Genomic DNA, 22,790 nt, shown 5'->3' on the forward strand with positions numbered 1-22,790 from the left:
GAATAATAATGCTTAGGTTAAGATGAGCCATCTTTTGTAAAAGCATTTTAGAAGACCTATGCAACCATTTGTTCTATACAACTCAGAGCAACGTAAAAAAGTTGAATTTGTTCCGCGTGTCGAGGGACATATCGATATGTATGTTTGCGGTATGACAGTTTACGATTACTGTCATATTGGGCATGCTCGCGTCATGGTTGCATTTGATTACATTATCCGTTTCTTGCGTAGTCAAGGCTGGAAGGTAAAATACGTTCGTAATATTACTGATATTGACGACAAAATTATTAAACGTGCCAATGAAAATGGCGAAAGCATTACCGCATTAACCGATCGTTTTATTCAAGCCATGAATGACGATGCTGAAAATCTGGGTTGCTTACACCCTGATGAAGCACCGCGTGCAACTGACTATATTGACCAGATGCAAAATATGATCGGTAATCTGGTCAATAAAGGCACGGCTTATCCATCTTCAAATGGCGATGTGTATTTTCAAGTTGAAAAATTTGCTAAATATGGCCGTCTTTCAGGTCGTAAACTGGAAGATATGCAAGCTGGTGCATCAGATCGTGTCGATGTAGAAGTTGAGAAAAAACATCCATTCGATTTTGTGCTTTGGAAACATGCCAAAGAAAATGAACCATCATGGGCTTCACCTTGGGGTAATGGTCGCCCGGGCTGGCATATTGAATGTTCAGCCATGTCGACTTGCTGCTTGGGCAACCACTTTGATATTCATGGTGGCGGTTCAGACCTCCTGTTCCCGCATCATGAAAATGAAATTGCACAAAGTGAAGCATCTACCGATGAACAATATGTAAATTACTGGATGCATGTTGGCTTTATTAATGTCGATGGCGAAAAAATGTCGAAATCTTTAGGCAACTTTTTCACCATTCGCGATGTGATGGATAAATTCCATCCTGAAGTGATTCGTTACTTTATTGTGTCCTCACACTACCGTAGCCCAGTGAATTTCTCTGACACTGCACTGAAAGAAGCAAAAAATACCCTTTCTCGTTTCTATCATTCGTTTAAAGCCTATCAAGCGGTGTATGGTGAAGAAACCGTTGAAAGCTTAGATGATGCTCTGGTTGAGCGTTTTAATGCAGCAATGCGTGATGACTTTAATACATCTGAAGCGATTGCGGTATTGTTCGAAATCAATAAAGAACTCAACCGCGCAGTTAAGGATGAAAACCAGGAACAGGCAACGCTTTACTATTCAACTTTACGTCATCTCACCAACATTCTTGGTTTGGTTCAACACAATGTCGATGATTTCTTAAAGTCTGATATTGGTCAGGAAGCTTTAGGCTTAACCGCAGAACAAATTGAAGATTTGATTCAACAACGTAAAGACGCGAAAAAAGCCAAAGAATTCGCCAAGGCAGATGAAATTCGTCAGTCATTGCTTGATCAGGGTGTTGTTCTGGAAGATACCCGTCAAGGTACCATTTGGCGTCGTGCTGATTAATTGTTCACTTGTAACGAGAGAGAGTTGACAGTTCTATTAAATTCTCTATAATTCACCCCATTGCGGGAATAGCTCAGTTGGTAGAGCATAACCTTGCCAAGGTTGGGGTCGGGAGTTCGAGTCTCCTTTCCCGCTCCAGAATACGAAAAAGCCCTAGTCGAAAGACTGGGACTTTTTTTATATCACTATTTTATAATTTTAACCTCAATCCTTTATCTTTACTTTTTATCTCAAATCGCTTATCTGAACAAAATAATATCAAATAGTGACCAGATAAAATTCCAAATTAAAATTTAGATTTCATTTTTTAAATCATCTTTCTTAAAAATGAGTAACTCACCAACAGCCATTTCCAAAAAATCACAAATTTTATTATAAACATTCAATTATTCATCACAGTATCCGCGTAGCATCGTTCCCCAAATTACAATCGTACTACGACCATAAACCAATACGCATAGAGGTCATTCAGGCTTAAACTTTGATCACTTCTTTTTTATAAACCTTGAAAGAGTAAAAAATATGTCACAACAAGATTTTGAAAATGGTTTAAAAGTTCGCACCGAAGTGATGGGCGAATCTTTTGTAAAACGCGCACAAGACAATACTGTGCCCTTTACTCAACCCTTGCAGGACTGGATTAATGAACATGCCTGGGGTTCAACCTGGCAGCGTGAAGGCGTATTGCCGCGTAAATACCGCTCGCTGATTACCATTGCATTTTTAACTGCGCAAAAAAGCCCAACTGAGCTCAAAGGCCATGTTCGTGGTGCACTTAATAACGGCGCGACGGTAGAAGAAATCCAGGAAGTGTTACTTCACAGCTTGCCCTACTGTGGCGCGCCCGCAACCCAAGAAGCCTTCCGTGCTGCACTTGAAGTGATTAATGAATATCAGAAAGCTGAATAGTATCATTTGATGTTTATCGAAATAGCTTAGGTAGCTGATGATTTAAATGCTTAGGCTATTTTTTTTATTGAATGAAATAACATTAGCTCTTAGATATTTGGTTTTACTTATTCTGTAACTGTCCCTGGTTTAACTGCACAGTGTCTGCCTGCAAATATTCCAGCTCTTGCATATGATGAGTCACATAGATCATCGGCAAATTTAGCTCCTGTTTCATCCGTTTTAAAAACGGTAAAATTTGCTGTTTTAGATGGTTATCCAGACCCGTTAAAGGCTCATCCAGCAACAGTAAATTCGGTGAAGACAATAAGGCACGTCCAATCGATACACGCTGCGCTTCCCCGCCTGAAAGCTGATGTGCTTTACGCTGAATCAAGGGTTTTAATTCCAGTAAATCTACAATCTCATCAAACTGGAATTTTCGTTCAGACTTGACCACCCATTTTTCTGCATAACGTAAATTCTGCTGCACATTCATATGTGGAAACAGCAATGCATTCTGGAAAATTAAAGCGATTCTGCGTTGATGCATCGGTACATGAATTTGCCGCGTAGTATCCAGCAAAATACGGTTGTTAAACTGGATCGAACCTTGCTGAGGTTGCAATAGCCCCACAATATTTTTTAGCAAGGTACTTTTACCGCAACCCGAAGCACCGACAATGCCTAAAAGTTGCTGCTGCATCTGCAGTTCAACATTCAAGATAAAATCGGCATGTTGATATTGAAAATCACATTTCAACATTTCAAGCTCCCAATTTCCGTTGATACTTTTGCAGAATAAAATAATTGGCAATTAAGGCGCTAAAAGCCAAAACCAGGGACAAGGCAACCAGTCGCATTGCCAGATCCTCACCATCGGGCTGTTGCAGAAATGAATAAATCGCAATGGGGATGGTTCGGGTTTCATCTGGAATATTCCCGACAAAGGTAATGGTTGCGCCAAACTCACCTAAACTGCGGCTAAAACATAAAATGCTGCCCATCACGATTCCAGGAACTGCCAAGGGTAAATTGATACTCCAGAACACTTTCCACGGCGCAGCTCCCAATGAACCTGCAATCTGGTCTAACTGTTGATTCATGAGCTGAAAAGACAAACGAACCGGTTGCACCATCAGTGGAAATGCCACAATCATCGAAGCCAAAACAGCCCCTTTCCAGTTAAAAGCCAGTTGTATTCCCAAGGCATTTAAATACTGCCCAATAAAACCCTGATTGCCGAACAAGACCAATAATAAATAACCTAAAACCACAGGCGGCAACACCATCGGAAGCTGTAATAAAGCCTCGACCAGAAACTTCAAGCGAAATTCATAACGCGCCAAATACCAGCCCAACGCCACAGCAAAAGGCAAACTAAAAACTGTTGCAAACAAGGCCACTTTGGCAGACAGATACAGCGCACTGAACTCTTCGGGACTTAACATGGGGTCACTGTCTCCTGCTGTATCTGTTTAAGATTTCAGGCTAAAACCATATTTCTGGAAAATGGTTTTGGCTCGCTCACTGCTTTTTACGAACTGCTCAAATTGCACTGCCTCTTTATTTTTTGTACCTTGTCTGGTCAATGCCAGTGGATAAACAATCGGGCGGTGTGAATTACTCGGAAAGGTTCCAATGATTTTGACTTTTTGGCTGATGAGTGCGTCTGTTTTATACACAATCCCGACTTCACATTCACCGCGTTCGACAAAAGCCAGCGCTGAACGTACATCATCTGTTCCGACGATACGTCCCTTCAAGTTATTAAACCACTTTAGCTTCATCAGGCTTTGTTTGGCATACTTTCCTGCAGGAACAGATTCCATTTGCCCGGTACACAGATGTCCTTTAAAAGACTGGGCAAAATTAAAATTAGGCTGCGCTTTAAATGCAATATTGAGATGTTTTGGACTGATGACGACAAGCTGATTAAATAGCAATGGTGTGACCAAGTTTGAACCGATTACATTTTTTTGCACTAAATAATTCATCCAGTCCTGATCTGCCGAGAGAAACAGGTCACTGCTGGCGCCTGCTTGTATCTGTTTTGCCAAAGCGGATGAAGCAGCAAATACAGGTACAATTTTAGTTTGTGGATGCTGGCCTTGGTAAATCTTGGCAATATCTGTCATGGCATTGCTTAGACTTGCGGCCGCATAGACTTTGACTGTCCCGGCATGGGCTGAGGAAAATGTCATGGCGAGGCACATGGATAAAAATAGGGATTTTTTCATGTGCATTTTCCTCATCAGCGAATAAATAAACCGTGAACAATCTCGCCTTCACTCAAGCTTTGCCCTGCCGGAATACGTACCAGACAATTCGCCTGCATCAAATTACTCAGCATATGCGATTGCTGTTTGGACAGACTTTTCACTTTTAAAACCGATTGATCAATACTGGCGGACATTCTTAAAAAACGTTCTCTGGCATCCATTTTCAGATCATGGCTCAGTACTGCACTAAACCAGTTCGGTTGCTGTCTCTGTCCTTGTAAGGCGTTTAATAAAGTTGAGGTGTAGATTTGCATGCCCACATACACGGCCGCAGGATTGCCCGGTAAACCCAACAAATAACAATGTGAATCATCCGCTCGTTTTAATCGCGCAAAGAACATCGGCTTGCCTGGCTTCTGTTTGACTTTCCAAAAAATCTGCTCAAAGCCCAAATCCAAAGTCACGGGTCGAATAAAGTCATAATCCCCGACCGATACCCCACCCGTGGTTAAAATCAGATCATAGCTTTCTGATAATTTTTGAATTAAACCTTTAACCGCCTTTTCAGTATCTACCACATGGAAAATTTCAACCTGCTGTGCCTGATTTCGAAACCATGCTTCAATCAAAGGCCCATTGGCATCGAAAATTTTACCTGTTGCAAAGTCTTCTACACTTTCCGCGACCTCATCACCCGTGATCACCACCGCAACTTTAGGATATTGAAACACTTCAACCGCTTGAATGCCGGCCATGCTTAAAGATGCAATGGCACCCACGGACAGTTGTTGTCCTTTATTGGCCAGTAATTGTCCCACTGAAACTTCTTCACCGACATCGCGAATATCGGCATGGGCTTTTAGGTTTTCGGTTATTTTAATTCTGGATGCATCGATGACCTGTACAATTTCCTGCCGCGCCACCGTTGTGGTTGCAAATGGAATTTTGGCACCGGTAAAAATCCGGACCGCTTGCCCTGCTTGGAGTTGTAACTCGGAAGAATGCCCTGCCTGAATTTCACCGATCAGTTCAAATTCTGTATCCGGCTCAATCGCTGATTGGGCGCAAATCGCATAACCATCTACCGCACTTTGCGAAAATAAGGGAAGATTGATATTCGAGTAAACATCTTCAGCTAAATAACGGTTTAAAGCCTGACTTAATGTAAGTTTTTCAGTCGCTAAAACTTTGGTGTGCTGCAAGATTAAATCCAGCGCCTGATCTACCGTAATCAGGCCGTGTTCAGCGCCACATCCTGACATTATTCATACCCTCCTGAATGGGGAATATTTTTTTGCACATCAAATAAATGCACCAATGCCGGCAACACGGCAATCAAGGATTCTTTGGCGCCTTGACGACTGCCCGGCAAGGTCATCACCAGACTGTTATCGATATAACCTGCCACACCACGACTTAAAGCCGCATATGGGGTACGTTTTTGACCAAAGCTACGCGAGGCTTCCATCAACCCGGGAATTTCACGTTTCAATAAGGGCTGGATGGTTTCCACGGTTAAATCTTTCGGTCCCAACCCTGTACCGCCTACGGTTAGAATGAGCGGATAATCATTTTTTTGCTGTTCAATCAGTGCCAGTAACTGCTCAGGACTGTCTGGAATCACCTGATATGAAATATTGCTGAAATTGGCTTCCTGCAAAATTTCCAGAACATTTTGGCCGGCTGTATCCAGTTTTTTTCCTGAAGCCACGGTATCTGAAAGTACAATGATAGAAGCAGGCAGCGCTTCTTTTAAGGCACGGGTAAAATGGGATTTACCGCCTTTTTTATTTTGTAATTTAACCTGATCCAGACATAGGTCTTCAGGTTCACAATGCGGTTTTAGCATGTCATATAAGGTTAAACCGGCAAGACTGACTGCAGTTAATGCTTCCATTTCGACCCCTGTTGGACCAATGGTTTCTACAGTGGCAATAATTTCCACATGCGCATCAAACAGTTCATATTCAACGTCGGCACGGTAAATCGGCAATGGATGACATAGTGGAATCAGCTCATCGGTACGTTTTGCCGCCAAAATACCCGCAATGCGTGCCGTCTTTAGCGCATCACCTTTTTCAGTATTGCCGTTACGGAGCAACTCAATGCAATGTGGCGGTGCATGCAGAATTCCTGTTGCCACTGCAGTACGATAACTCTCCGCTTTCATCCCGACATTTTTCATTGCATGTTCCTTTGATTCATTTTTGCTATACAGGTATTTTGTTCTTAACTTAAAGCGGCCATTGGTAGATCGGTGGATCATTCTCTTTGCTATGATGGCAATGTTGATGTTGGTCATGTTCAGCCTTCACAGGATGGCGATGAACAAAATGGTGATGAACATGTTGCTCTTTCAGGTCATCCTTACGGATACAGCAGCCTTCCACATATTGGCTACTGCCATCCATGTAAAATTCTTCTTTCCAGACCGGAACTTCATGCTTGACCCGTTCTACCGCTTCTTCACAGGCGGCAAAGGCTTCACGGCGATGGGCTGCATAGGCAATCGCGATAATGGCTTTTTCACCAATATCTAAGGCACCCACACGGTGAATCACCCGCACATAGGACACGGCATATTTGGCTTGAATTTCCTGCTCAATCTGGCGAATCATTTTTTCTGCCACTGGTGCATAGGCGGTATATTTCAGCGCTTTAACCGCTTTGCCTTCATGATGATTACGCACCGTGCCGACAAAAATACCAGTACCACCACATTCTGGAAAAGTTTGAATCTGATCAAAACTCTCTAGGCTTAAGGCTATGTCCTGAATCCGTGAAAATTGTTTCAATACATCCATTTCAGCCTCCTGCCACGGGTGACAGCAACACTAAGGTACTGTCCGAATTAAGCTTACTTTGACGTGAAATAATGTCCTCACCGATGGTACAGGCACATCGCTCAATCATGGCTGAAGCGGCAGGATATTGTTGTGTAACTCGATCCAAAACCTCGGAAACAGTGCTATTTGGGCTGCAAATGATTTCCAGGTTTTGGGGCAACTGCCGTTCTACCGCACCGAAGGCTTCAATTTTGATTTTGATCTGTTGCATCTTAACCTCCAAGCATGTGCATACTAATTTTGCGACTATTTTGATTCATACTTTGATTTTTTAAACGTTGTTCAATCGCATGAAAGCCCTGTTCTTTGTTCCAGATATAATTTGATAAAGCACTGTATAAGCTCACCTCACTCAAAGGTTCAAATGAAGCCAGGGCCTTAATTTCAGCCTTAAGATTTAAACCCTTTGGGGCAAACAGGCAGTTATAAAACTCACCTTGCGCGGTTAAACGTATGCGATCACAGCTTCCACAAAATGAATGGGTAATAGTGGATATCATTCCGATCGGATGAGCATCAATAAAATATTGCCGTGCCGGATCTGAATTTGACTGAGCTGAATCATTGGCTTGGCTGGTCACTGTAAATTCAGTGGCTAGAGTGTTTAAAATTAGCTGTTCACTGACCACATGTGCTGATGACCATTTCCGGTCACCATCCAGCGGCATGAATTCGATAAAGCGTAAGTGGATTTTTTCCTGAACCGACCAGCGTGCCAAAGGCAAAATCTGGTTGTCATTGATGCCGTTCATTAATACGCTATTGATTTTAATTGGTAATCCAACGGCTTGAGCTGCACGAATTCCGTCGAGTACCGGTGCCAACTCTTTTTGAGTCAGCTGTTTAAATTGGTCAGCATCCAGACTGTCCAGACTGATGTTTAAATCATCCAGTCCAGCCTGTTTTAAGGCTTGGGCATATTGCTTGAGATAATGTGCATTCGTAGTCATGGAAATGCGTTTAAGCCCGAGCTTTTTTAGGTCTTGCAGCTGCGCGACAAAATGCACCACGCCCTGACGCATTAACGGTTCTCCACCGGTGATCCGAATAGATTCAATACCACGACGCACCATAAAATCACAAAACTGGTAGAGTTCTTCAAAACTGAGCAAGTCGTGTTTTTTCATCCATTGCGGATGTTCAGGCATGCAATAGACACACTTAAAATTACAGCGATCGGTCACTGAAATCCGCAGTTTGCGCTTGCCACGACCAAACTGATCGACAAATTGCGCTTCGGTTTTAAGCTCTGTCATCATATTCATCTTGAACATCCATCTTCAGGCATTTTGTGGTGACTGCACACCTATTGTGCGCAAATGTTGAATCGCCCCATCTTGTTATGATTAGATTTGCAATAAGTGTTCCAACTTTGTGCCAAAAGGCGAAGTATTTAGATTTAACGAAAAATATTCAGTTTTAATGCAGAAATTTGAGTTGTTGATGCTGTTGCAGCTCATCCATTGAATTAATACTGTGAAAAAACAGTGCGTGATTTTTAAAACGTGCCACTTGTGCGTGCAAATCAGAAAAACAATGCTTTAAACTGCGCTGTTTTTGTTCAAGATGCATCATAAAGGTGGCTAAGCTGCTGCGTTTAACCAGGCAAAATGGATACAGTGCTTCACCATTTATTTCCACATAGGCGACTTCCGCCAAGCTATTTTTGGCTAAAGCCTGATGCAATTTTAAAATCACCTTTGGAGGAATGTAGGTCACATCACAGGGTACAAACAGCACATGGTCTGCCTGTACATGTGACCAGGCACTTTTCATGCCCATGAGTGGACCTAAAAAACCACTTTCATCATCCTGATAGCAATGAATGCTGGGAATCATTTTTTGATAGATTGAATCGTCACGATGACTATTGATCCAAACTTGTGCAACATGTGATTTAAGCTGTTGATGAATCTTGATCAGTTGAATCTGATCATCAAATTTCTGCAACAGCTTATTGATGCCATTCATGCGCCGTGCCTGTCCACCGGCCAAAATCACCAGATCGGTGTCTGGATAAACTGACTTATTTATTCCTTTCTTCATTTTTATCTTCATTCTACTGCCTCCGCTTGACAGGCTTTAATCAGGCCTCGAATTTCAGGTAAGCATGAACCGCAATTACCCCCTGCTTTCAGGCATGCCGTGACTTGTTTTTCATCGGTGATATTTTGGCTTTTAATGGTTTCAATAATGCGGTTTTTACCGACCTTAAAGCAGCTACACACCAACGGCCCTTCATTATTGGCCATCGACATCGGTTGTCCGGCAAGTAGCGCCTTACGGTGCATGGCACTTAAGCGCTCACGCTTAAACAGGCTCGCCACCCAATCCCGATCTGGCAAGAGTGCATAAGGCGTGATATATAAACTCGCAATCAAATGCCCATCTTTCAGCACGACACTATGGCTGATATGCGCGGTCTGATCTTCAATATTCAGCCATTCAAAGCTTTCATCCTGAAACGGTAACAGCTCTTTTAAATGCTCGGTGGTCTGGGTGAATTTTCTGCGGTCTGCCAGTTCATAGCGCACAGCTTTGGCCGTGGTAATTTTCGTCCACCACACCGTATTTTCAATGGAGGATTGCACAACTTTTTCAAAGCCCTGACGCACATAAAACACGCCTTGCCACTGGCTATAAAATGGATGAATGATCACAGGCGTATGTTTAAACTCAGGTTCACCTGAAATGGCATCCACCACAGGATTGACCACTTTACCAATACGGGCATCGGATGCGACCTGATCGTTCCAGTGAATCGGCGCAAAAACCTGTCCACGGCGAATATCGTCACTGACCGTGGCACGTAAAACGCAGTTGCCCCACTTGGATTTGACTTCCACCAACTCCTTATCTTTGATCCCATATTTCAAGGCATCATGCGGATGGATTTCACAATACGGTTCTGCCCGATGGCTACTTAAATTTGCAGATAAACTAGTACGGCTCATGGTGTGCCATTGGTCACGGATACGCCCGGTATTTAAAACTAAAGGGAATTCTTTACAAGTTTGATTGACCGGATTAATTGCAGTAATGGCAATAAATTTAGCCTTGCGATCTGCATGGCTAAACTGCCCTTGGGCATACAACCGAGCGACTACACCCTCTTGTTGATCTTTTGTCCAAACTGGCCACTGCACCGGTTTCAGTTCGTCATATTCAACTTCTGTTAAATCTGTTAAGCCATTTAAATTAAAATAACGGAAATTGGGCGTTTCACTTCGGTGATCGAGATCTGAATTTTGTTCAGCGGATAATCGTGCATGTTCCAAAAAGATTTCATGGCTATTGTTAAAATCAAAACCATGAAATCCCATTTTTTTTGCGATCTGACTGATCGCCCACCAATCTGCTTTTGCCTCCACTGGCTCAGCTAAAAAAGCACGCTGTCTGGAAATACGGCGTTCTGAATTGGTGACCGTGCCGTCTTTTTCGCCCCATCCTAAAGCCGGTAAAAGAACATCGGCATATTGGGTCGTGTCAGTGTCTTGGCAAATATCGGACACCACCACAAATTCACATTTTTCTAAGGCGCGTTTCACTTGATCTGCATCGGGCAGACTCACTACTGGATTGGTGGCCATAATCCAGATGGCTTTAATCTTGCCACTTTCCACCGCATGAAATAAATCGACTGCCTTGAAACCCGCTTGCTTGGCGATATAGGGACTTTGCCAAAAGTTTTGCCCCAGTTGCTGATGGCTCGCATTTTCCAGTTCTAAATGCGCTGCCAACATATTGGCGAGTCCTCCTACTTCACGGCCACCCATGGCATTCGGCTGTCCAGTCATGGAAAATGGTGCAGCACCAAGCTTGCCAATTTTCCCCGTAAATAAATGACAATTGCTAATGCTGTTGGCTTTGTTCACGCCTTGGGAAGATTGATTCACCCCCATTGAAAACAGGGTCATGACTTTTTCTGTTTGGGCAAATTTTTCATAAAATTGTTGCAGTTTTTCGAGAGAAATCCCTGTGCGATGAGCAACATCTTCAATAGATGATTCGCTTTGACTTTGTGCTAAAGCCTGTTCCAAACCTTGGGTATGTGCAGCAATAAAACTTTGATCAGCATGACAATTTTTCGATAGATACTGCAATAAGCCGTTAAATAATGCGACATCTTGACCCGGTAAAATCGGCAAATGCAAGTCTGCTGCCTCGCAGGTACTGGTAAAACGTGGATCAATCACCACCACAAACAGGTCACGTTGCTCTTTGGCTTTCATGATGCGCTGGTACAACACCGGATGACACCATGCCGTATTTGAACCGACCAGCACCACCATCTCGGTATGTTCAAAATCTTCATAACTTGCCGGGACAATATCTTCGCCAAAAGCACGTTTGTGTGCCGCAACCGCAGATGACATACAGAGTCTTGAATTGGTATCGATATTGGCTGTACCTAGGTAACCTTTAACGAATTTATTCACTACATAATAGTCTTCAGTCAGCAATTGCCCAGAGACGTAAAAAGCAATACTGTCACGGCCATATTGATCAATACATTGCTGGAATTTATCGGCAATTAAATCGGTTGCTGTATTCCAGTCCGTGATTTTACGCTGGTTCTTTCGACCGAACATTGGACGGAGGACACGCGTTTCCAGCCCCAATGTATCAGCCAGATTGCTGCCTTTAATGCAGAGCTTGCCATAATTGGATGGATGCTGAATATCGCCTTCAACAGTGACTTTTTGCCCTAAAGCTGTGTCCTGTACAGTCGCAGTCACGCCACAACCCACACCACAATAGGGACAGGTGGTATTGGTGATTTTAGTCTTTATTTCTGTGGAGCTATGCAGTTCCATTACCGGGATACTAGGCATATAAATGCTCCTTTGGCTGATTCAGAAAAATGATGTATTGGAAGATGTACCCTGTGAAGATATCGTGCAATGTCATTGCATCATGGTCGGGTTGTATTTGAGTCTGGCCACGAGAATAAATAGAATTAAAGTGCTTTTTTCCAAGGCAACATAATTGTTTTTGTTGAAGCCTGAGCCAGAAACCCATCACAAAAATCATCATAAAAATCAGGAATGCCATCTTAATGGCAACAGTAGTGCCAGAACGAAAACAACCCGTTTTATTCTGCTTAATAGGGACAAACACGGCCTTCTCCTTGATGAACTGAACATATGGTCTTTACTGTTATCTGCCTTAAGCAATAACAACCGATCAGAACGGACATCGTTGGCCGTCTTATAATTGAATGAGCTGTCTTTAGCTCAAATTAAATATTGCAATGATTGTGCCAAAGTTTTTCAAAATTATATTTAGTGATTGAAAATCAAAAATAAAATATTTATCTATCGCTTAGAGATAAAGATCAAAGTTAATCTCTTGTGTAGTTGTGGCGCCATCAGCCTTAAACTGGTGCAACTGTGCAGTTCATTTTTGATGGGTTTAAATTTTCTAAAGCGCTTAAGCGATTGTGCAAATTGTGTGATCGCCAACTTTCAGCTTTACAAGTTAAAAGTATCGTAACAATAAATGCCCCATGATCAGCAGAATTAAGATCAGGGATAAATTTCGCCAAAACAGCACCGGATTTCTTTCAATCAAGGCGATTTTTTGCTGCTTGAGAAAGCGCGGATTGGGATGTTTTAAGTCATAAATAAATTCTGACAAAGCCGAATACCGCTGCGCTGCTTCAGAATGTAAAGCTTTTTGCACTGCGGCCTCAAACCAGGCAGGAATATCCGCTCTATATTGGCTCATAGGATAATAGTGCAATTTTTTTAACTGCTTTTTTGTGGTGCATTTGGCGACTTCAGTCCCATAAGGTAGTTGTTGAGTCAGCAGATAATAGGTCAGCACCGCCAGTGAATACTGATCAGAACGGCTACCTGCCGGTTTAGCTAAAAAATATTCAGGTGCCATATAGGCGAGCGTACCTAAAGCTAAATCTGCATGCTCAGGCTGAAATTCAGCAATCCCTTTGACCGATGTTGAACCGAAATCAATGAGTTTAATTTGAGATGCAGCATTGATCATAATATTTTCAGGGCGGATATCTTGATGCAGCATTTCCAACCGATGAAATGCGTTCAGCGCTTTGGCAACCTGTTCAACAATATCTATTATTTTAGACACTTCGACTGTCTGGTTTTGCTGTTTTAACCATGCCTTAAGGCTCTGGCCTTCTATGTATTCAAAGGTTTGATAGAGATAATGCTTAGCACTGCGTTGCGGATAGGCACGCATGACATAATCATTCTGAATACGTTTTGCCACCCACTCTTCCAAATAAAACTGCTCCATGGCATTTGGCTGTTGCTGTAAATCGGTTGCCGGGACTTTAATGACCAAGGGCTGCTGCGAGTGTGCATCCTGAGCCAAATATAAACAGCTGCGATGATTCTGATGCAGTACCTTTTTTACCACATAATCTTCAAATAGATCGCCGGACTGCAAAGCCGGTGCCATCGGCAAATCCTTATATTGCGGATCGAAATATTCACCTGCTTGTGACGGCAATGCATCGACCTGTAAAATCTGCAGGGTTAAATTATCGGTACTGCCATTCGCCAGCGCCTTCTGTAACAGGCATTTCGCTACCTGGTTCAAGTCTTGATCTGCGGATAAAGCAGCAAGAATCTCGCTTTGATTGAGGTATTCATATACCCCATCGGTCATCAGCAGAAAAATATCTTCGGGATAAAGCTGAAGTTTCAAATAATCCACTTCTACTTTTTGCCCGACACCCAAGGCACGACTTAAATAACTTTCTTGAGAAGACAGCGAGATACGATGATCAGTGGTTAAATGCTCTATTTTCTGTCCCTGAATGCGATAAATGCGCGCATCACCTATATGGAATAGATGCGCTTGATCATGTTTGAGCACCAATGCACTCAAGGTGCATACATAACCGCGGTCTTTATCGAAGCGGCCCTGACTCTGCTGGGTTTGTGCAAATAGCCAGGAATTAGTGGCAGTAATGACCCGCTCGGCAGAGGTTTTTACACTCCATGATTCAGGTGTAGAAAAATAATCGTTAATAAAACTGGATACTGCCGTTTCACTGGCGATATGACTGACATTACTGCTGCTGATGCCATCGGCAATGGCACAGACTATGCCCTTTTGTTGTAATAGGTAATTTTCTGGCAATCCTGCGCCATGAAAATCCTGATTCATGCTTTTTTGACCTGAGTCGGTGCATTGTCCAATACGGACAGCCAGTTGTTTTTGCATCATATGAGGCTCAATTGCATGAGATCATCCTTGATCCCGAGATGAGTAAGAATATTTCAGATTAAAAAACTTTTTTCGGTGCAGTACGCACATGAGTGGTATACAAGGCCAGTCCGGTTAATGATAGACCACCGACCAAATTACCTAACGCCACAGGTAATTCATTCCAAATGAAATAATCCATGATTGAAAAGTCGCCGCCCATCATCATGGCAAACGGGAACAGGAACATATTGACCACAGAATGTTCAAAACCCATGGCAAAAAACAGCATGACCGGCATCCACATCGCAATAAATTTACCACTGACGGTGGTCGACATCATGGCCCCAATTACCCCCAGCGACACCATCCAGTTACATAGCATGCCTCGGATAAAAATCGTCATCCAACCGGCAAAACCGTATTCGGCATAGCCTAAAGTCCGTGCTTCCCCGATATGCGCAATGGCCAAACCGACATTATTTGGCTCGGCAGCAAAGCCGTAGGTATAAACAATCGCCATGAGAAAAGCCACCACCAGACAGCCTGAAAAGTTACCCAGAAAAACCAAGCCCCAGTTTTTCAAAATACGGTTCCAGGTCACGCCTGGACGTTTATCTAGCCATGCCAAAGGAGTGAGCACAAAAACTCCGGTCAATAAGTCATATCCCAGCAAATACAACATACAAAAACCCACTGGGAACAGTAGCGCACCAATCAGTGGCACGCCAGTTTGCACGGCGATGGTGACTGCAAATACTGCGGCAAGTGCCAAAATCGCACCGGCCATAAATGAGCGAATTAAAACATCGCGGGTGGCCATATGAAGTTTTGCTTCACCAGCATCTACCACTTTTTGTGCAAACTCTGCAGGAGCGAGATAAGACATCGCATTCACCTCTTAATATATGGGTTAAAGCAATCATTTCTTTTTCAGTAAATAAAAAAGCGCCCAAGACCTATTTTAAGTCTTAGGCGCCATTGCCCGAAATGAAATACAGCTATAATCATGTTAAATGAAATGGCGTCGTTGCCATTCTTTAATGATTAACTAAAAAGCAAAGATCATACCAACTTTCAAAATATAATAATTTCTATTTATCTTTTCAGGTTTAAGCACTATGAAAATATCAACTTTCAGCAAAATATATTGGCACAAATAATGCAACTAACAATACCCATATAAGTACTTCTATATTATTTCAAATCATGCTTTAAGGAGAAAATAAATGATTAGCCATCGTCAGCAAGTCACCGACATGATTATATCTGCCAAAGTTTTAAAATCGATTAAATGGTCAGATGTTGCTAAAGAAATTGGCCTGTCTAAAGAGTGGGTAACCTCGGCTTGTCTGGGACAAATGGCTTTTAATAAACAGCAGGCAGAAAAAATTGGTGAAATTTTTGACTTGAGTGATGAGGCCGTAGCATGGCTACAAATCGTACCTTATAAGGGTTCACTGCCGACAAGTGTTCCCACAGATCCATTAATTTATCGCTGGTACGAAGTGGTAAGTGTGTATGGAACCACCATCAAAGAGCTGATTCATGAAGAGTTTGGCGATGGAATTATGAGTGCAATTGATTTTAGTATGGATATTCAGCGCGAAAACAATCCGAATGGTGATCGGGTTAATGTGGTGCTTTCCGGAAAATTCCTGCCCTATAAAAGTTATTGATTAAAGAACTCGACTGAAAAGCTATTTTAAAATGGCTTTTTTTGACTGATTCTTTCAATTCGACAAAATAAAATCATTAAACAATTTAATTCATCATATAGCCAGATAATTATTAAAATATTAGTGCTCGTTCGTTAAAAGAACTTAAGTATATTTTCTATTTATCTCACTTAACTCTTTATTCAAAATAAAAAATAGACCCAGTTTATTTAATAACTAATCAGACACTGATTATGATTTAGATCAAATCCAGTATAAAAATAAAGCTATTAAAAAATATAAAAATTAAATCTCATTTAAAAATGTAGAAATAAATATCAGCATGGCTCATTTGAAATTTCTGATGTGAATAAAAAAACTACAGTATTTATATAAATGCTGTAGTTTTAATGAATAGCGCGATGGGCTTAACCCGCATCATAATGATGCCAATTGAATCAACCTGCTTTCTTTAATGCAAAATCGCGACCGAACAGCAATTTATTACGAATATTCGAAATTGGCGTCTGATCAGAAATCAGTTCTGCATACCAGGCACCATCTTCGGTATCCCCAAACAGTACCGCTCCAATGACTTTCTCTTTTTGAATAATGATCCGTTTATAAATCTGACGTTTTTCATCATTCAAAATAATGTCTTCATAGTCTTCTTGCGGTTCGCTATTTTCCAAATCAATTCGTCCTGCTGAAAACACATCGCAGCCACTGACCTTGAGTTGGGTTGGAACCGTCGGTGCTTTAAAGGTTAAGCTGCCATGTTCGGCCAAATGTGATGCACAAATAAAAGCTTGACCCCAAAGTGGTTCCACCAGACCAAAAGTTTGACCACGGTGTTCAATACATTCACCCACCGCATAAATGCTTGGGTCAAAGGTTTGCATGGTGTCATTTACCATTACACCACGGTTACAACGTAAACCCGCACTTTGCGCGAGTGCCATATTCGGACGAATCCCCACGGCAAAAACCACCAGATCTGCATCCAACACGGTGCCATCTTTCAATTTGATTTGCGTGACATGACCCTCTTCGCCAATCAGTTGCTCGGTATTGGCTTGAGTGATGATATTGATGCCCTTCGCTTCAATACTTTGTCTTAACAAGCCGCTTGCACGACCATCCAATTGACGTTCCATAATGCGATCCATCAAATGTAAAACCGTCACATTCATGCCACGTTGTTTCAGTCCATAAGCTGCTTCAAGCCCCAGTAAACCGCCACCAATCACCACGGCATTTTTCTGGGTTTTGCAATAATCCAGCATGCTATTGACATCGTAAATATCACGGAAGCTCAGCACACCTTTTAAATCTGTGCCCGGAATGGGCGGAATAAATGGCTTGGAACCCGTAGCCAGAATCAAACGGTCATAATCAACGATCTCACCTTTTTCGGTATAGACCTGCTTACGTGGACGGTCGATCTTCACCGCAGCATCACCGGCAATGAAGCGAATCCCTTTGTCGCTATACCATGCATGCGGATGCAGCATGATGTCTTCAATGGTTTTATCACCCGACAACACTGGCGAGAGCATAATGCGGTTATAGTTGCCCCACGGCTCTTCTCCAATGACTGTCACTTCATAACGCTCGGGTGCCATATCCAGTAAATCTTCCAGGCAACGCATACCCGCCAGACCATTACCAACCAACACCAGTTTCATTTTTTCTTGAGAGGTGCCGTTATTGGTAATATAGGTTTTTTGCGGGGTTGGACTAACCCAGACTTTGCCATGTTCAATTTTGCTTGGAAACACCAGCAGCTTTTGGTCTTTATCCTCCAGACAGCGTCCGGTTGCCAGACTGAAATGCTGTTTATAAATCGGGGAAGCGACCACACGCTCCCCCTGTAAATCTCCGATAATGCCACGTGATATCACATAGGCCTGACTGAACGGATCTTGGTTACTTAAGGCATAAACGCGTTTTTCATTGCCGACACGGAACAGTGCAATTTGTTGATCGTTGATCAATGCACCCACCCCGGTATTCGGTGTGATGTCATCCAGACTGCAAACTTCGACCCATTCCAGCTCATTCATTTCTTTTAAAATCGTCATTTTCTTCGTCCTATTCTTTTGCTTCTTTCATCAACTGTTTAAGCTTCAACCACAGGAATACGATTAAGATCTCGTTCCCCTGCTGTTTTTGGGCGAATTTGTCCACGTTCAGCAGCAAACTGAATATGTGGATCATTCTGTTTTTCAGCCTTGGCATTAATAAAAGTGATGAAGCGTTTACGCACTTCAGGATCTTCAACCGCAGTACGCCATTCATCTTGATAGGTTCCCACTACATGATCCATACGGCGTTCCAACTCGGCAGCCAGTCCCAACGAATCTTCAACTACCACGGCTTTTAGATAATCCAGACCACCTTCCAGGTTGTCACGCCATACCGAAGTACGTTGCAGGCGATCTGCGGTTTGAATGTAGAACATGTAGAACCGGTCGATATAGCGAATTAAAGTTTGGGTATCCAGGTCGGAAGCAAGCAGTTCGGCATGACGGGGTTTCATCCCGCCATTCCCGCAAACATACATATTCCAGCCTTTTTCAGTGGCGATGATGCCGACATCTTTACTTTGCGCTTCGGCACATTCACGGGTACAACCAGAGACGGCCATTTTGAGTTTGTGTGGAGAACGCAAGCCCTTGTAGCGATTTTCCAGAAAGATGGCCAAGCCCATTGAATCATCGACACCATAACGGCACCAGGTACTGCCAACACAAGACTTCACGGTACGCAGTGATTTACCGTAAGCATGACCAGACTCAAAACCGGCCGCGATTAACTCTTCCCAAATAAACGGAAGTTGATGCACTTGCGCACCAAATAAGTCCACACGCTGACCACCGGTAATTTTAGTATAAAGATTATATTTTTTGGCAACTTGGCCCACGGCTATCAAACCATCCGGGGTAACTTCACCCCCTGCCATACGCGGCACCACAGAATAAGAGCCATCTTTCTGGATATTGCCCAGATAGTAGTCATTACTGTCTTGTAATCCTGCATGGCTTGGTTTGAGTACAAAGTCATTCCAGCAAGATGCCAAAATATTCGCCGCAGTCGGTTTACAGATATCACAGCCCAGACCGTGACCATGTTGCCCGATCAGATCATCAAAAGTTTTGATTTCATTGACCCGCACCAGGTGATATAGCTCTTGGCGTGAATAGGCAAAGTGTTCACAAAGGTGATTGTTTACGGTCACCCCTTGTCGTTGCAATTCAGATTTCAATACTTGAGTAACTAAAGGTGCACATCCACCACAAGCCGTTGCGGCTTTGGTACATTTTTTCAAGGCACCGAGAGAGGTTGAACCATCGGCAATAGCACTGCAAATATCGGCTTTAGAAACATTGTTACATGAACAAATGGTTGCGCTCTCTGGCAGTAAATCAACACCGCTACCGCCTGTTTTCGCTGATGACTGTGCATAACCCGGCATGATCAGGCTTTCCGGATTTTCTGGTATAGCCAGGCCATTCAGCATCATTTGTAGCAGGTCGTTATATTCTTTGGCACAGCCCACCAGAACAGCACCGAGTAGCTTGGTTTTTTCCGCATTCACCACGATTTTTTTATAAATCATGGCATCTTCATCGGCATAGAAATAACTTAAGGCATTTGGCGTCATGGCATGCGCATCACCCACCGATGCTACATCAACACCCATCAGTTTCAGCTTGGTACTCATATCCGCGCCGGCAAATGAATTGCAGGCTTGATCCATAACATGTTTCGCAGCAATACGTGCCATGTCATAGCCCGGAGCCACCAAGCCATAAATTTTATTTTGCCACAGTGCACATTCACCAATGGCATAAATGTCAGCATCAGAAGTTTGGCAATAATCATTGATCACGATACCGCCACGCTCACCAAGCACCAGACCGCTTTGACGCGCCAATTCATCACGTGGGCGAATACCGGCAGAGAACAAAACGATATCGGTTGCAAGTTCAGAACCATCGCCAAACTTCATCACGTGCGTAGTATTTTCACCGGCTTCGATGCATTGTGTAGCTTTTTGAGTATGAACTTTCACCCCTAGATTTTCGATTTTTGCCCGTAAAACCTTGCCGCCGAGGTCATCAATTTGCACCGCCATTAAGCGAGGTGCAAACTCGACCACGTGGGTTTCAAGGTTTAAATCACGTAAGGCTTTGGCCGCTTCCAAACCGAGTAAACCGCCACCAATCACCACACCGGTTTTGGCATTTAAACTCGCGGCACGAATGGCATCCAAGTCTTCAATGGTGCGGTAAACAAAGCAGTTCTCACGCTCATTGCCTGGAATAGGAGGGACAAAAGCATATGAACCGGTTGCCAGTACCAACTTGTCATAACTAATCACATCGCCATGATTGGTAGTGACGGTTTTATTTAAAGTGTCGATTGCATTGGCTTTAGTGCTGAGGCGTAAATCAATGCCATACGCATCGGCAAAATCGCTACGGCAAAGGGTTAAGTCTTTGGCAGATTTTCCAGTGAAATATTCGGTTAAATGCACGCGGTCATAGGCTAAACGTGGCTCTTCTGCCAGAATCGTGATTTCAACTTCGTCACCTGCATGTTCAAGAACCGATTCAATGAACTTGTGCCCTACCATACCGTGACCAATCATGACTAATTTCATATCAATTCTCCTTAATCCCTTTCCTTAACCTTGCGCCATGTTGTTACGTTCAAGCACTGCATCTTCAAACAGTTTTTGTTCTTTCTGTTTATGCTCAACCGAGAAGCGAATCATCAGTACAAAGCTTGCTGCAATCACGACCAATCCACCGAGTGCCATCAAACAAGTTTGAATATCCAGCATACCTTTGAGTAAGAAACCTGCTGCGACTGCACCGACGTTACCGCCTGCGCCAATGATGCCGGCTACACCACCCAAGGCATCACGGTCAATGAATGGCACTAGGGCATACGTTGCGCCACATGCCATATGCGTAAACAGTGCAAATACGGTCATGACCAGAATTGCGAGAACTGCGGTATTCATTTGTGAGAACAAGATCAGGAACAAACCTTCCATCAGGATCATGCCGAACAGCACTTTAGTACGACCATCCAGGCCTTTTTTCATTGCAACTTTGTCTGAAACAATTCCACCCAAAGCACGGGCGAACAGCGCCAGTAAACCGAAAATCCCTGCTGCCAGGCCTGCTTCTTTTAAACCAAAGCTAAAATGTTCAACGTAGTACATCGCCACGATGTTATGAATAAAGATTTCGATACCGAAACACGCTGCATAAGCACCAAATAAAATCCACACTCGGTAATTGCGTGCAGCATGCATCAGAATCGCCACACCGCCTTTTTTATCGCTACCGACTTGAATGCCTTGTGCACGAAGTTCTTTAAAGTTGCCTTGTGGACAGTCTTGGGTAAATTTCCAGTACATTGCACCGACAATAATCATCAGAATCCCCGGCACCAATAAAGCAATTCTCCAGCCCATCGCCTGTTCAACACCAAACATCACCAAGGCAGCAAGCATTAACGGCATCAGCGCCTGGGTTGCACCACCGCCGGCATTCCCCCAACCCGCTGATGCAGCATTGGCAGTACCGACCACATTCGGGGCAAACATGATGCTGGTGTGATACTGGGTGATGACAAAGCTGGCACCAATGGCACCAATCAATAAGCGGAAGAACAGAAAAGATTCATAGCTGTTGGCAGAAGCCACACCAAAAACCGGAATACTGCCGATGATCAGCAATGCGGTATAGGTTTTGCGTGGACCGTATTTGTCACACAGAGGTCCAACCACCAGACGAACCAGAATGGTAATTGCGACTGCGGCAATATTGATATTGGCGATTTGATCTTTGGTTAAGTGAAACTCACCTGCAATCACAGGCATAAGCGGTGCACAGGCAAACCATGCAAAGAAGCAGACAAAAAAAGCGAGCCAACTCATGTGGAAGGCTCTCATCGCTGCGCTGCTGAAGTTAAAAAGACTTATTTTTGTGGCTTTTTTTTCATATAAATTTGAAGACATGGCCTTCTCCTTCCTGAACTGAACGTATAGGGTTATCTGCTATGCGGATCGCTGCATACCAGATTCGATCAGAGCGGACATCGTTGGCCGTCTACAAATTTTATAGAGTCGTCTTTGACTCGCTAGGAATAATGCAATCCCTGTGCCAAGATTTTAAAAATATCCTTAACTTTATATTTTTTATTAGGGTGTGTTGACATTTGTAGTGCATAAATTGTTCTAAAGTGGCAACCATATAAAAATACAAGCAAGAGCAACAGCACTTTGATAATTACGCTTTAACTTGTCATATCGGGTAGCAATTCCTCTAAATTGCTTGAGCCTACAAAATGCATTTTCAACTAAATGCCTGATTTTATAAAGATACCAGTCCATGTGCTCATTGGTAGACTTAGTGTTCGATTTTCTTGGAATATTGGGCTTTGTTTTTGTTGATTCAATTTGATTCCTGAAATTGTCTGAATC

Annotated in this window: 19 protein-coding genes and 1 tRNA gene; 4 read left to right on the plus strand and 16 right to left on the minus strand. The window is 43.1% G+C overall.

What is annotated here, in order from left to right:
* Positions 1 to 58 precede the first annotated feature (58 nt).
* The 3 genes from cysS (at position 59) to E0H81_RS10725 (ending at position 2,389) form a co-directional block, all read left to right on the plus strand.
* Positions 59 to 1,480 (plus strand): cysteine--tRNA ligase, encoded by a 1,422-nt coding sequence (gene cysS, locus E0H81_RS10715; protein WP_131318800.1) that lies wholly within the window; start codon positions 59 to 61, stop codon positions 1,478 to 1,480.
* Between the two features lie 62 nt (positions 1,481 to 1,542).
* Positions 1,543 to 1,618 (plus strand) — tRNA-Gly (locus tag E0H81_RS10720).
* A 384-nt stretch (positions 1,619 to 2,002) separates the two neighbouring features.
* The gene (locus E0H81_RS10725; protein ID WP_067724465.1) at positions 2,003 to 2,389 is read left to right on the plus strand and encodes a carboxymuconolactone decarboxylase family protein; all 387 of its coding nucleotides are present in this window, start codon (positions 2,003 to 2,005) and stop codon (positions 2,387 to 2,389) included.
* A 103-nt stretch (positions 2,390 to 2,492) separates the two neighbouring features.
* Here the strand turns inward: E0H81_RS10725 and E0H81_RS10730 are convergent, their stop codons facing one another.
* The 12 genes from E0H81_RS10730 to E0H81_RS10785 all read right to left on the minus strand — a co-directional run bounded on the left by E0H81_RS10730 (position 2,493) and on the right by E0H81_RS10785 (position 15,516).
* Positions 2,493 to 3,134, minus strand: a complete 642-nt coding sequence (locus tag E0H81_RS10730) for an ATP-binding cassette domain-containing protein (protein WP_131318802.1) — start codon at positions 3,132 to 3,134, stop codon at positions 2,493 to 2,495.
* A 1-nt stretch (position 3,135) separates the two neighbouring features.
* Entirely contained in the window at positions 3,136 to 3,819 is a 684-nt protein-coding gene (modB, locus tag E0H81_RS10735) for a molybdate ABC transporter permease subunit (protein WP_131318804.1), read from the minus strand.
* Between the two features lie 27 nt (positions 3,820 to 3,846).
* Positions 3,847 to 4,608, minus strand: coding sequence for a molybdate ABC transporter substrate-binding protein (gene modA / locus E0H81_RS10740; protein ID WP_131318806.1), 762 nt, complete (start codon positions 4,606 to 4,608; stop codon positions 3,847 to 3,849).
* 14 nt (positions 4,609 to 4,622) lie between these two features.
* The gene (locus E0H81_RS10745) at positions 4,623 to 5,852 is read right to left on the minus strand and encodes a molybdopterin molybdotransferase MoeA (protein WP_131318808.1); all 1,230 of its coding nucleotides are present in this window, start codon (positions 5,850 to 5,852) and stop codon (positions 4,623 to 4,625) included.
* On the minus strand, positions 5,852 to 6,856 hold the full coding sequence (gene moaCB, locus E0H81_RS10750; RefSeq protein ID WP_280526102.1) for a bifunctional molybdenum cofactor biosynthesis protein MoaC/MoaB: 1,005 nt from the start codon (positions 6,854 to 6,856) through the stop codon (positions 5,852 to 5,854). Before moaCB ends, E0H81_RS10745 begins: the two co-directional genes overlap by 1 nt.
* Positions 6,825 to 7,394: a molybdenum cofactor biosynthesis protein MoaE gene (locus E0H81_RS10755; protein ID WP_131318812.1), complete on the minus strand. Its 570-nt coding sequence runs from the start codon at positions 7,392 to 7,394 to the stop codon at positions 6,825 to 6,827. The genes moaCB and E0H81_RS10755 overlap by 32 nt, the downstream gene beginning before the upstream one ends.
* Before the next feature lies 1 nt (position 7,395).
* Complete coding sequence (locus E0H81_RS10760; RefSeq protein WP_131318814.1) at positions 7,396 to 7,647, minus strand: MoaD/ThiS family protein; 252 nt, start codon at positions 7,645 to 7,647, stop codon at positions 7,396 to 7,398.
* A gap of 1 nt (position 7,648) precedes the next feature.
* The gene (moaA, locus tag E0H81_RS10765; RefSeq protein ID WP_131318816.1) at positions 7,649 to 8,701 is read right to left on the minus strand and encodes a GTP 3',8-cyclase MoaA; all 1,053 of its coding nucleotides are present in this window, start codon (positions 8,699 to 8,701) and stop codon (positions 7,649 to 7,651) included.
* A 154-nt stretch (positions 8,702 to 8,855) separates the two neighbouring features.
* Complete coding sequence (gene mobA / locus E0H81_RS10770; protein WP_131318818.1) at positions 8,856 to 9,482, minus strand: molybdenum cofactor guanylyltransferase; 627 nt, start codon at positions 9,480 to 9,482, stop codon at positions 8,856 to 8,858.
* Positions 9,483 to 9,490: 8 nt separating this feature from the next.
* On the minus strand, positions 9,491 to 12,271 hold the full coding sequence (locus E0H81_RS10775; RefSeq protein WP_131318820.1) for a nitrate reductase: 2,781 nt from the start codon (positions 12,269 to 12,271) through the stop codon (positions 9,491 to 9,493).
* A gap of 646 nt (positions 12,272 to 12,917) precedes the next feature.
* Positions 12,918 to 14,645 (minus strand): bifunctional protein-serine/threonine kinase/phosphatase, encoded by a 1,728-nt coding sequence (locus E0H81_RS10780; protein WP_131318832.1) that lies wholly within the window; start codon positions 14,643 to 14,645, stop codon positions 12,918 to 12,920.
* A 61-nt stretch (positions 14,646 to 14,706) separates the two neighbouring features.
* Positions 14,707 to 15,516 carry a formate/nitrite transporter family protein gene (locus E0H81_RS10785; protein ID WP_131318822.1) on the minus strand — a complete coding sequence of 270 codons (810 nt, stop codon included), beginning with the start codon at positions 15,514 to 15,516 and terminating at the stop codon, positions 14,707 to 14,709.
* A 340-nt stretch (positions 15,517 to 15,856) separates the two neighbouring features.
* On the opposite strand from E0H81_RS10785, the gene cynS reads away from it, so the two are divergent.
* Positions 15,857 to 16,306 carry a cyanase gene (gene cynS / locus E0H81_RS10790; protein WP_131318824.1) on the plus strand — a complete coding sequence of 150 codons (450 nt, stop codon included), beginning with the start codon at positions 15,857 to 15,859 and terminating at the stop codon, positions 16,304 to 16,306.
* Positions 16,307 to 16,743: 437 nt separating this feature from the next.
* On the opposite strand, the gene nirD is transcribed toward cynS, so the two are convergent.
* The 4 genes from nirD to E0H81_RS10810 all read right to left on the minus strand — a co-directional run.
* Entirely contained in the window at positions 16,744 to 18,369 is a 1,626-nt protein-coding gene (gene nirD / locus E0H81_RS10795; RefSeq protein WP_131318826.1) for a nitrite reductase small subunit NirD, read from the minus strand.
* A gap of 38 nt (positions 18,370 to 18,407) precedes the next feature.
* Positions 18,408 to 20,954 carry a nitrite reductase large subunit NirB gene (nirB, locus tag E0H81_RS10800; protein ID WP_131318828.1) on the minus strand — a complete coding sequence of 849 codons (2,547 nt, stop codon included), beginning with the start codon at positions 20,952 to 20,954 and terminating at the stop codon, positions 18,408 to 18,410.
* Positions 20,955 to 20,978: 24 nt separating this feature from the next.
* Positions 20,979 to 22,325 (minus strand): MFS transporter, encoded by a 1,347-nt coding sequence (locus tag E0H81_RS10805; protein ID WP_131318830.1) that lies wholly within the window; start codon positions 22,323 to 22,325, stop codon positions 20,979 to 20,981.
* 219 nt (positions 22,326 to 22,544) lie between these two features.
* The coding region (locus E0H81_RS10810; RefSeq protein WP_165492617.1) for a transposase at positions 22,545 to 22,790 on the minus strand (246 nt) is incomplete at its 5' end.

Source organism: Acinetobacter terrestris, assembly GCF_004331155.1.
GTDB lineage: Bacteria > Pseudomonadota > Gammaproteobacteria > Pseudomonadales > Moraxellaceae > Acinetobacter > Acinetobacter terrestris.